This is a genomic window from Coleofasciculus sp. C1-SOL-03 (assembly GCF_040220555.1).
Classification (GTDB): Bacteria; Cyanobacteriota; Cyanobacteriia; order Cyanobacteriales; family Coleofasciculaceae; genus Coleofasciculus.
The window spans coordinates 1-11,827 of sequence record NZ_JAVJUO010000255.1 but is presented as its reverse complement, the minus strand read 5'-3'; the positions used below and the strand labels follow the sequence as shown (position 1 = coordinate 11,827).

At 46.2% G+C, this 11,827-nt stretch carries 8 protein-coding genes; 1 reads left to right on the top strand and 7 read right to left on the bottom strand.

Annotated features, from left to right (window positions below; genetic code table 11):
• Positions 1–310 precede the first annotated feature (310 nt).
• From RIE73_RS38025 to RIE73_RS37995, 7 genes are all read right to left on the bottom strand, one after another.
• Complete coding sequence (locus tag RIE73_RS38025; RefSeq protein WP_446406108.1) at positions 311–2,344, bottom strand: tetratricopeptide repeat protein; 2,034 nt, start codon at positions 2,342–2,344, stop codon at positions 311–313.
• 356 nt (positions 2,345–2,700) lie between these two features.
• Positions 2,701–4,506 carry a tetratricopeptide repeat protein gene (locus RIE73_RS38020; RefSeq protein WP_446406107.1) on the bottom strand — a complete coding sequence of 602 codons (1,806 nt, stop codon included), beginning with the start codon at positions 4,504–4,506 and terminating at the stop codon, positions 2,701–2,703.
• A gap of 173 nt (positions 4,507–4,679) precedes the next feature.
• Positions 4,680–5,690 (bottom strand): ABC transporter substrate-binding protein, encoded by a 1,011-nt coding sequence (locus RIE73_RS38015; protein WP_446406106.1) that lies wholly within the window; start codon positions 5,688–5,690, stop codon positions 4,680–4,682.
• A gap of 15 nt (positions 5,691–5,705) precedes the next feature.
• Complete coding sequence (locus RIE73_RS38010) at positions 5,706–6,449, bottom strand: ABC transporter ATP-binding protein (RefSeq protein ID WP_446406105.1); 744 nt, start codon at positions 6,447–6,449, stop codon at positions 5,706–5,708.
• A 5-nt stretch (positions 6,450–6,454) separates the two neighbouring features.
• The gene (locus tag RIE73_RS38005; RefSeq protein ID WP_446406104.1) at positions 6,455–7,321 is read right to left on the bottom strand and encodes an ABC transporter permease; all 867 of its coding nucleotides are present in this window, start codon (positions 7,319–7,321) and stop codon (positions 6,455–6,457) included.
• Positions 7,322–7,616: 295 nt separating this feature from the next.
• Positions 7,617–8,807 (bottom strand): methyltransferase domain-containing protein, encoded by a 1,191-nt coding sequence (locus RIE73_RS38000; RefSeq protein ID WP_446406103.1) that lies wholly within the window; start codon positions 8,805–8,807, stop codon positions 7,617–7,619.
• A 32-nt stretch (positions 8,808–8,839) separates the two neighbouring features.
• Positions 8,840–9,049 (bottom strand): hypothetical protein, encoded by a 210-nt coding sequence (locus RIE73_RS37995; RefSeq protein WP_446406102.1) that lies wholly within the window; start codon positions 9,047–9,049, stop codon positions 8,840–8,842.
• A gap of 736 nt (positions 9,050–9,785) precedes the next feature.
• Between RIE73_RS37995 and ilvB the strand changes: the two genes are divergently transcribed.
• Complete coding sequence (ilvB, locus tag RIE73_RS37990) at positions 9,786–11,651, top strand: biosynthetic-type acetolactate synthase large subunit (protein ID WP_446406101.1); 1,866 nt, start codon at positions 9,786–9,788, stop codon at positions 11,649–11,651.
• The last annotated feature ends 176 nt before the right edge of the window (positions 11,652–11,827 follow it).

The following is an 11,827-nucleotide window of genomic DNA, read 5'->3' as shown; positions in this document are numbered from 1 at the left end:
TTATCCCACAGATTTTCTCCCCAAAGTATTAAGAAAATCTTAAATATACATGGGTACGATTCGAGAGAGCTAAATTGCTAGAATGCTTACATAGTCCGGGTTTAGGCTTCTTGAGTCAATCTGTATGGGGGGAACTTCAGTGTAAACTACAACAGCCTCAAATTACTCCAACAGTCAGCGAGATATCTGACGACATCGGATATAACTTAATTCCCCTTGGGGTTAACCTGTCTATTGTGAAATCCAGTGCCGTTAATTGCCCATTAGATCAATATCATAATAACAAGGGTTTCCAATGATAAACTGTCCCTCAATTCCACAGCTTAGACATTAAGTAATTCGCTTGTTCATACCGCCCTTGAGACTTGTAAAGGGCTGCCAAATTATTTAAACTTATGGCAACATCGGGATGATCTTCTCCCCATAAGCGTTTACCCAATTCTAAGACTTGGAGATAAAGGGGTTCGGCTTGCTCATAGCGTCCTTGATAATGATAGAGTAATGCCAAATTATTCATACTGGTGACGACATCGGGATGAACATCTCCAAATAAACGCTTTCTCAAATTTAAGGCTTGGATATAGAGCGGTTCGGCTTGGTCGTAATGTCCCTGGTAATGATAGAGTAAGGCTAAATTATTCATACTCGTTGCCACATCCGGATGATTATCTCCTAATAAACGTTTCCGAATATTTAAAGCTTCCAAATAGAATGATTCAGTTTTGTTATTGGGTCCTTTAGAGAAGTACAGTCCTGCCAAATTATTCAAGCTTTGTGCCACATCCGGATGGTTCTCTCCTAATAAGCCTTTTCTGATGTCTAAGGCTTGCAGATAAAGGGGTTCGGCTTTCTCGTAGCGTCCCTGAGAGAAGTAGAGGGCGGCGAGGTTGTTAAGGTTTGTGGCGACATCTGGATGGTTCTCTCCCAATAAACGTTTTTGCAAGTCCAAGGCTTGTAAATAAAGGGGTTCGGCGTCTTCATAGCGTCCTTGAGACTTATAAAGGGCGGCGAGATTATTCAGGCTGGTGGCGACATCCGGGTGTTCTTCACCCAGCAAGCGTTTTTCGATGTCTAAGGATTGCAGATAAAGGGGTTCGGCGTCTTCGTAGCGTCTTTGATAATGATAAAGTAAGCCGAGATTGCTCAGGCTAATTGCCACATCCAGATGGTCATCACTGAAGTTACGTTTCCTCAAGTCCAAAGCTTGCAGATAAAGGGGTTCGGCGTCCTCATAGCGTCCTTGACAGAAATAGAGGGTAGCTACATCATTGAGACTATGAGCAATATCGGGATGGTCATCGCTTAAGTTACGTTTCCTCAAGTCCAAAGCCTGCAAATAAAGGGGTTCGGCTTCCGGGTAGCGTCCTTGAGAATGGTAAAGTCTTGCCAAGTTATTGAGGCTGGTGGCGACATCCGGATGATTATCGCCCAGTAAACGTTGTCTGAGTTCTAAGGCTTCTAAATAAAGGGGTTCGGCTTCCGGGTAGCGCCCTTGCAGTCGGTAGAGTTCGGCTAAGTTATTCAGGGTTTCGGCTAAGGCTGTTTCTAAGCCGAGTGCTTTTTTTAGCTGAATGGCTTGACTTAAATACTCAATCGCTAACGCTTGTTCTTGGGGATAATTGAGAGCTTCGCCCTGTTCTAAGCGTCGTTGATAAAGTTGTCCGACTTGAGCATATAAGGTTGCCAAATTCGGGTCGTTGACGCCACGTTTGGCTTTGGTGTACTCGATCAAGGCGTTGAGATCGGCAACCGGAAAGACTGATACGTTTTGATCCCAAGCGTCGCTTTCTTCGATAAGATGGCGGAATGGTTCAATGTTTTGAATGGGAATAGCGGTTGTTTTTTTGGAGTGGAAGCGAAAGACAGCTTGACAGCAATTTTGGAACTCTGGGGCGTTTTGACTTAGCTGACTCTCTAGTTGGTGAGTTAGCCACAGGACAATTGGACAAGCCAAGGCGGATAAGGCGTCTTGGGTTTCTGGTAAGGAGGCGAAAAAAATTTCCTGTTCTGAATGCTGGGCGTCGAATTTGAGCCAGAGAAGTTGTTCAGCACCCGTCACGGTGACAACGGCGTTTCCCCCCTGAGGTAAATCGTCATCGGTTTGGACAAGTTCCGTAATGGCGTGGCTCAGGTTCGGGTCATCCTTAACTAAGGTAACACGATGCGATCGCACAGAGGCGGCGAGTTCGCTTTCATAGCGTTCAATCACTTGGTTGCGGTAATGGATATCATCACAAACCGCTAGGATTATACTCAACTTACCTTGATTGGCTTGAATCAACCTCAGCAAACCGCCATAGGTTTTTTGATTATGAACCGTCAGGTCAGACAACTCCGTCATCATGACATTAACCTCCAATCTTTTAATCGCCCTTGAACGATCCGGTGAATCTCATATCAGTTTTGATACTTGCCATACTCTAGAATGACAAGATCATGCCACTTATGCCCAAATTCCCGTGCTTTGGGTTATTCAGTTTAAGTCATAGTCAGTTGCGTTTAAGCGTTGATACTAAAAAAATGACAAAGTTATTGTGAATCCCATGAATCCGAATCAATCCTAAGCACATTCGACAAGAGTGATCCCTGATTCGGAGCGGTTGGCAGTAACACCCACTTCTATAGAGTACATTCTCTTTAGCTGTCTGTCGATTTCGTTCATCTGTATGCCAGTGGGTGCGGGAGTACGAGTTTGACTGATTATTCCATTGCCGCACGCAAATCATCTAAATTTTTCCGGATTGTGGCTGTAGTCGGATGATTAGCGCCGAGTCGTTCTTCGCAAATTGCCAACGCTTGGACATACAGGGGTTCGGCTAATTCATATTCTCCTTGAGACGAATAAAGTCCTGCCAAATTATTCAGATTTTGTGCCACATCTGGATGCTCTTCCCCTAGCCAGCGTTTTCCCAACTCCCAGGCTTGCGAATAGAACTCTTTGGCTTTATCGTGACGCCCTTGAAAGAAGTAGAGTATGGCTAAATTATTCAGATTTTGTGCCACATCGGGATGCTCGTCTCCCAGTAAGCGTTTCCGCAACTCTAAGGCTTGCAGATAGAGGGGTTCGGCTTCCTCATAGCGTCCCTGAGTGGAATAAAGTTCGGCGAGATTTTTATAGAGTGCGGCTAAGTTATTCAGGCTGGTTAACACATCCGGATGCTCCTCTCCCAATAACTGTTTACCCACATCCAACACTTCCACATACAGGGGTTCAGCTTGCTCGTAGCGTCCTTGATAATGGTAGAGCAATGCTAAGTTATTCAGGCTAGTCACTACATCAGGATGGTTCGCGCCGAATAACCGTTTCCTTAAGTCCAACGCTTGGCGATAGAGGGGTTCGGCTTCCTCGTAGTGTCCTTGGGAATGGTGGAGTAATGCTAAATTATTCAGGTTCGTGGCGATATCCGGATGAGTATCGCCCAATACACGTTGCCAGATGTCCAAAGCTTGACAATAGAGGGGTTCAGCTTCGCCCTGACGCCCTTGAGAGAAGTAGAGTCCGGCTAAGTTGTTGAGGCTTTGTGCTACATCCGGATGATGATCACCCAATAAGCGTTTCCTAATGTCCAAGGCTTGCAAATAGAGGGGTTCGGCTTCCTCATAGCGTTCTTGGAAAAAATAAAGTGCAGCTAGATTGTTCATATTAGTCGCCACATCGGGATGCTCATCTCCCAGCAGACGTCTCATCACTTCCAAGGCTTGCAGATAGAGGGGTTCGGCTTGGGTGTAGTGTCCTTGGGTTCTGTAGAGTTCTGCCAAATTATTCAAGCTAGTGGCGACATCGGGATGGTTCCTTCCCAGTAAGCGTTTCCTCAGTTCCAAGGCTTGCAGATAAAGCGGTTTAGCTTGGTCATAGCGTCCCAGCAAGAAGTAAAGTAAGGCTAGGTTGTTAAGACTGGTAGCAACATCGGCATGGTTATCTCCTAAACTGCGTTTCCTTAACTCCAAGGCTTGCAGATAAAGAGATTCGGCTTCATCGTAGCGTCCTTGGAAAAAGTAGAGGGCGGCGATATCGTTGAGGCTAATGGCGATATCAGGATGGTTCTCTCCTAAACTGCGTTTCCTTAGCTCTAAGGCTTGCAGATAGAGGGGTTCGGCTTGGGGATATTGTCCCTGAGAGTGGTAGAGTCGTGCGAGGTTGTTGAGGCTGGTGGCGACATCGGGATGGTTCTCTCCTAAGTTACGTTTCCTTAAATCTAAGGCTTGCAGATAAAGCGGTTCGGCTTGGTCATAGCGTCCATGGGTTCTGTAGAGTTCCGCCAGATGATTCAGGGTTGTCGCTAAGTCAGTGTCTAACCCCAATCGTCGTTGCAGGTCAACCGCTTTATGGAAATATTCAATGGCGAGGGCAAGTTCGTGCTGGTAATCCTCAAATTCCCCGTTTTCCAGCCGACTTTGGTAGAGTTGTCCGAGTTGAGCATACAAGTTCGCCAGACTCGGGTCTTGGCTTCCCCCTTTTGCTTCAGTTTGTTGAATTAAGGCTTTGAGGTCTGCTAATGGTATCACCTGGTTTGCCCCCTGATGCCAGTATTTATCCTTCCTGTACTATAGCAATCCTTTCTCCGGGAGGTTAGGGTAGGTGTTAGAAACCTCTAATTTTAGGCTTCCCCCAAAAATTTGTATGAAGGAACTGCGATACACATTACTCTCTTTTCGCCACTGTGGGCTTTGTCTACCTTTCAATTATTTGGACTAACACCTCTTAAGGCTGTTTCCAGAAAAGACTGATCAATCGCGGTATCAAAATTGGGCAGTTGCTCAATTCTGCCGAGTTCCTGAAGGAATTTAGCCGTTGACAAGAGACTGGTCAAGGTTTCCTGACTTAAGCCAAAATTATAATAATGGAATTTCATCGCATTTTTGATAATTGGCGGCGACAACCCCGTAAGATTCCCTTGAATTTCCGCTACTTCATCCCGGTGATTATTAATGTAATCTTCCGCCTTAATTAGGGCGCGGATCACATTCACCACGATTTCGGGATACTGTTGAGCGAAGTTAGAGTTGACGACTAAAAATATAGGATAGGTATTATTCAGTTCTCCCAAAGTCGCCAACTCATTTCCATACCCGTTAGCTTCTGCTTGTGAGGGGGTTGGTTCACTGGCAACTATCGCATCTACCTCTCCAGCAGCGAGGGCGGTTAATTGTAAAGAGGGTGCCATATCAATAATTTCATCAGCCAAATCGAGACTATGTTTATTTGCCAAAAGCATCAGTCCTCCATGGGTTGAGGTTCCTTTCTTCACGCCAATTCGCTTGCCAATTAAATCGTTAATTTCGTTGATATTACTGGTATTAGCAACAATAATCCGATGACGATGTTCTCCGCCACCATGAGAACCGATAATTTTAAATGAATCTCCCCGTTGAGCCGTAACAATAATAGCTGTCGTATCTCCCATTGTGCCAAAATCAGCACTCCCAGATATTAACGCTTCTGTGGTTTCCGGTCCACTGGAAAAAATCTGGGGGGTTATCGTTAAACCTTCGGCTTGAAAAAATCCCTTTTCAAAGGCGATAATTGATGCAGCATCAGCAACTCGATCTTGGTAAGCGTAATTAATCTTAAGTTGCTGCTGACTTTGTGGTGTTCCTAATAAAAACCTGATTCCGACAATAATAACGGCAACCACACCAGCCACAATGAAGACATCTCTGACTGTTTTGATGGGTTTGACTTTCAACATAAACTCTCCTCCGATTTAAGTCAGATTTGCCAACAATTTTTTTCTCACCGCCAAGGCTTCTGCACTAAATATATCTCTGGGTCGAGGCAGATCAATTGTTATCTCTTGCTTGATTTGCCCCGGACGTTTAGTTAACAAGATAATTCGGTCGGCTAAAACAATGGATTCGTCCAGAGAATGGGTAACAAACACAATCGTTTTCTGTTCAGCTTGCCAAATCTTTAACAGTTCAAAATCTAGATAATGTTTCGTTTGTTCATCCAAGGAACTAAACGGTTCATCCATCAATAAGATATCCGGATCTAATGCCAAAGCCCGCGCGATCGCAACTTTTTGTTTCATCCCTCCTGATAGCTGATGGGGACGGGCAGACTCAAATCCCTCTAACCCAACCAGATGCAAATACTTCCTGACAATTCTCTGACGCTTTCGTTGAGAAATCCCTTGCGCCTTTAAGCCAAGTTCTACATTCCCAAACACAGTTTTCCAGGGATAAAGACTAAAGTCTTGGAAAACCACACCGATGTCAGGGGATGGTTTATGCACCTGTCTTTGATTAATCAAAATCTGCCCCTGAGTTGGTTGTTCAAAACCCGCCATCATCTGGAGTAACGTAGTTTTCCCACAGCCACTCGGACCCAGCAAACAGATAAACTCATGGGCATGAATTTGCAAATTAATATTTCTGAGGACAAAAATCCCTCGATTCTCTTTGGGATACAAAAATACTTTAGCAACATTGATGCATTCAGCAATCATCGCATTTATTTCCCAACTAACCCCTGACGTTGTAAAATTTTCCGTTCGATTCGGGCAAACAATAATTTTTCCACAATCAGTCCCACAGTACAGATAATAAACACACAAACCAATGCCGCTTCAAAGTCCAATGACCATCTTGCCTGCATGAGAGAATACCCCAAACCTGTAGAAACACCAACAACCATCTCCGCCGCAATCAAAACGCGCCAGCCGTTGGCAAATCCAATCCGCAAACCGTTGATAATCGACAGTAGAGAAGCTGGTAAGAGGACGTGTAAAAAGACTTGGCTTTGGCTCAATCCCAGCATTTTGGCAACATTAGTATAAATTGGGGGAACACTACGAATTCCCCCCGTTGTACTGATGATGATTGGAGCTAATGCTGTCATACTAATCATAAAAATGGTTGCTCCCTCCCCCAAGCCAAAAAGCAATAACGTGATCGGAATCCAAGCGAGTCCAGGAATCAGTTGGATGATATAAACAGTTGGCATAAATAAATCATGGATGAGCCGATAGATCCCAAATGTCATGCCAATGCTCAAACCAATGACCACGGATATCATATATCCCATTCCCCATCGAAAAAGACTGGTGACTAAATGGTGACCAATGGTTTTCTCGTAGAGGAGATTCCCCAACACCAGAGAAATTAATCGTTGGCAGGTAGAAATGGGGGTTGGGAAAGGCACACCTCGCGTTTGAGTCACCCAGAGAGCAATTAATTGCCAAACTGTCAAGATAAAAACAAAGGAGAATACATTGAAGACTATAACTTTTAAAATAGACTTGTATCGTTGCTGACGATATTCAAATACATCAGAATCATGTCTGAAATTTAGGCTGGATTTGTTAGAAATTGAACTCAAAATTATCTGCTCCTGCTCAACCCAAACTTACCCTAACTTTTTACCGGAAATATGGACACAGACTTGGTTGGGTCGCTGGTACTTGGTCAGGGCGGGTTTAGTACCATCTGGGTGAGGTAAGAAACGATAATAGTAAAACCCGCCCCTACACAATACTCCCCCTTCCTCACCCTACGTTAAATCAAGATCTCAGTCAGCCAGGACTTACGCACAATCGCTATCTGTAGAGTGGGCATTGTCCACCCTGCTCCTATAAATAGGGTGTTAATCCTCAAATTGCCTAACTTCTATCAGCCTAAGAACTACAGCAAGCGCCACCATCCGGTTTAATTGTGGCGTGGTAGTCCAATCCTTTGGTTTCGCGGGGATGGCGAATCTCAGTGCGCGAACAGTCAAAGGGTTGAGCAATATCTAAAGGGATATCCTGATTAGGTAAAATAGGCAGGATATCTTGAGCATAAGCCCCCTGAGGATTGGTGTAAATCTTAAAGGTTTTATCGCCAACCGCCATGCGCTGTCCCCGATACAGTGTATGCCCGTGATCATCTTGCACCGCTTTCCAAGGTCCTTTGTAGATAACCGCTTGGTCGCGTTCCCAACCATCCCCCTCCTTGCCTTTAAACGCCCGTACCGTCATCGAGCGAAATTCAATTCCATCAATAACCTGCCAGGGTTGCTCTTGGCGCACCAGAATTTCCATGCCATAAAAGCCAGCTTGCTCAAACATCTCCAGAAACCCCTCTTCTCGGAATGCACCTGCAATACATCCACTCCAAAGTTGGGGATCATTGAGAATCGTGGGTGTCACCGCTTCGTCGCAGACAATATCAGAAATCACTGCTCGTCCCCCTGGCTTCAGCACCCGATAGATTTCCTGGAACAGTTGCTGTTTATCTCGGGGGCGCACCAGATTCAGCACACAGTTGGAGACGACGACATCGACGCTATTATCAACAATAAGGGGGTGTTCCTGTCGCAGGCGCGTACATTCAGCTTCTAACGCGGCTAAGTCTTCCACAGTGGTAATCGGGTGATTTGCTAACCAGGCTTGGACTCGCTCCAGATTTAACTGTAAATCTTGAATTTTGCCCTTGACAAACGCCACATTACCATAGCCTAATTTGCCAGCCATTTCGTCAATATACTTGCGCGACAAGGCGAGCATTTCATCATTGAAATCCACGCCAATGACCTGACCCGTAGCCCCAACTTTTTGGGCTAAAATGTAGCAATGTTTTCCCGCACCAGAACCGAGATCAACGACGGTTTCGCCCTGCCTTACATACCGAGTGGGATCTCCACAACCATAATCTTTCTCGATGATTTCTGCTGGGAGTTGGGCGAGATAATCCGACTCGTAAGTTGTGGGACAGCACAGGGAGGCTTCGGCTTGCTTGGCACCCTGTTCATAGCGCTGTCTGACAGCTTGCTCGACATCGTAACCCGTTGCGTCAGATTGGGGATCATTTGTTAAGGTTTGAGACATTAAGCGACTCCTTTAGTGAATTTTATTGCCCGTCAGAATGACAGTACACAACAGCCAATATTAATCCCCTTCCCCTTGGGGTCAGCGACGCCCGGTGCTAGGGTGTAGAGCATGGCTTTTCCATCTCGTTGAGCAACCACGAATTGTTCTGCCCGCAAAATTCTCAACACGGCTAGGCGAGTGGGGTTAGCTAGAACTTTCAGCCGACGGGCGCAGAAGGGTTCGGTGGAGATATCAATCACGGCGGTTGGGTCTAGTCATCCTTGAATGTGGGTTGATATGAACATTAATTCATTTGACTGGGTATTGGCGCAACCAGGCAAGATATCGATACTAAAGTTTGTACAAGTTAACAAAAGACAACCAATCGTCATCTGTTAGGCGATCGCACCGTTGAAAGGGTTCGCTGTGACCGAGCCGGAAAATGCTGATTGGGCTCATAAACCTAAGCGAGAAGAGAAGCTCGGTTTAGCCAATCCACCTGATTACTGGTTTCCCATTCGTGACAATAATTAGCATGAATATTTCCCTGACATCTGGTTAAATATTCACTGCGGTTATGGGGGGCAGCGGCTGGATTTAGTTCTGATATTCTTCAAGAAGGTGCTAATTGAGTTGATGCTTGTACTGGCACGAATTCGGTACGTAAACCCCACCAAAAATCCAGCATGGGATTGTTCCAATTACAGAGAAATAACGCCAGGGTAAGTTGCGAATTTTATCACCAACCGTTTAGGGATAATTTAAGCTCTCTACCCAAGCCAAACGGAGCAAAATTAAAAAAATATAAAATTTTTGTTCTAATTGGGTTATTTCATGAACAATTAAAATCGTCTTGCCCAGCAAGTCAAGCAAGTTTCATCATTAGGTCAAACTCTAAGATGTATCCAAATTAGCAAACCGCTTACCCAGAATTGGGTTAGCAATCATTAGTAACGTTCCTCATACAATTGTTGGACTTAAGTGGAGGCACTAGCTGTGCAATCTGAAACTGTGAGAGTCAGGCGTGTATCCGGCGCTTTTGCCCTGATTGATAGTTTAAAGCGCCATGGTGTGAAGCACATTTTCGGCTATCCGGGTGGTGCGAATCTCCCGATTTACGATGAAATCTACCAAGCGGAAGTCGCAGGCGAACTCCAACATATTCTGGTGCGACACGAACAAGGAGCTGCCCATGCTGCTGACGGGTATGCCCGGGCGACAGGTAAAGTGGGCATCTGTTTGGCAACCTCCGGACCGGGAGCTACGAATTTGGTTACGGGTTTAGCCACGGCAAGTTTGGACTCTGTGCCAATGATTGCGATTACGGGACAAGTTCCCCGTGGGGCAATCGGTACGGATGGATTCCAAGAAATTGATATTTTCGGCATTACGCTGCCAATTGTCAAGCATTCCTATTTAGTGAATGATGCTCGCGATATTCCTAAGATTGTGGCGGAGGCGTTTCACATTGCTGGTACGGGTAGACCGGGACCGGTGTTGATTGATATTCCCAAAGATGTGGGAATGGAGCAATTTGATTACTTTCCCGTGGAGCCAGGTACGATTAAGCTACCGGGATACCGTCCCACGGTGAAAGGGAATTCTAACCAAATTAACAAAGCACTGGATTTGATCCGGGCGGCAAAGAAACCGTTACTCTATGTAGGTGGCGGTGCGATCGCGGCAAGTGCCCAGGGCGAACTTCTGGAACTGGCGGAGCATTTCCAGATTCCGGTGACAACGACGCTGATGGGTAAGGGCGCATTTGATGAGTCCCATCCCCTGGCTTTGGGAATGTTAGGGATGCACGGCACCGCCTATGCTAACTTTGCCGTGAGTGAATGTGACCTGTTAATCGCCTTGGGTGCCCGCTTTGATGACCGGGTGGCGAGTTTGCCGAAACAGTTTGCGGCTGAGGCGAAGGTGATTCACATCGATATTGATCCGGCGGAAGTGGGGAAAAATCGGAACACTGATGTACCCATTGTCGGCGATGTGCGGCAGGTGTTAATTGATCTGCTGCGGCGTTCTCATCAACTTGGGAATGGTATCGAGCCAGATCAAACGAAAGCGTGGTGCGATCGCCTGCAACAGTGGCGGGATGAGTATCCTTTAGATTTGCCCCATCCCCAGGAGAATCTTTCGCCCCAAGAAGTGATTGTGGAAGTTGCTCGTCAATCCCCCCACGCTTATTACACCACTGATGTCGGTCAACACCAAATGTGGGCGGCTCAATTCTTGAAAAATAAGCCCCGTCGCTGGATTTCTAGTGGCGGTTTGGGGACAATGGGATTTGGTTTGCCTGCGGCTGTAGGGGTAAAAGTGGCTCTACCCTCCGAACCCGTGATTTGTATCAGCGGCGATGGTAGCTTCCAGATGAATATGCAGGAACTGGGTACGATCGCCCAATACGGTATTGGTGTCAAGATTGTCATCCTCAACAATGGTTGGCTGGGAATGGTGCGCCAATGGCAACATTTGTTCTATGGCGATCGCTATGAAGCGACGAATCTGGAAGTCGGTACACCAGAGTTTGTGAATCTGGCTCAGGTGTACGGGATTAATGCCATTAAGGTAACTGAACGTCATGCATTAACTGAGGCGATCGCTCAAATGCTTGCCCATGACGGTCCAGTGCTTGTCGATGTGCGCGTTACCCGCAATGAGGACTGTTATCCCATGGTGGCTCCCGGTCACACCAATAGCGACATGATGGGGTTGCACCCTCATAACCCAGAGCTGATTTCACCCACTATCCTGACGTGTTCTAACTGCGGAACCGAAAATCCAGCGACTCATAAATGTTGTTGTGAATGTGGCACGAAACTGTTGGATCTACAATCAACGATTGCTCTGAGCTAATGGGTGACGAGCGCCAAGTAAGCGTAGTGGGGGAGGCTCACAAGGGTAGGTTTTTAAGATGGGGGTCTAGGCAAGACTTAGAAGACAGGTAGACCAGTAGACAAGGAAGAGTGAGAACGAAAAATAGGGCGTTTCGGCTTTTAGAAGTGAGTTTGACCGAACCGAATTCTGTACGG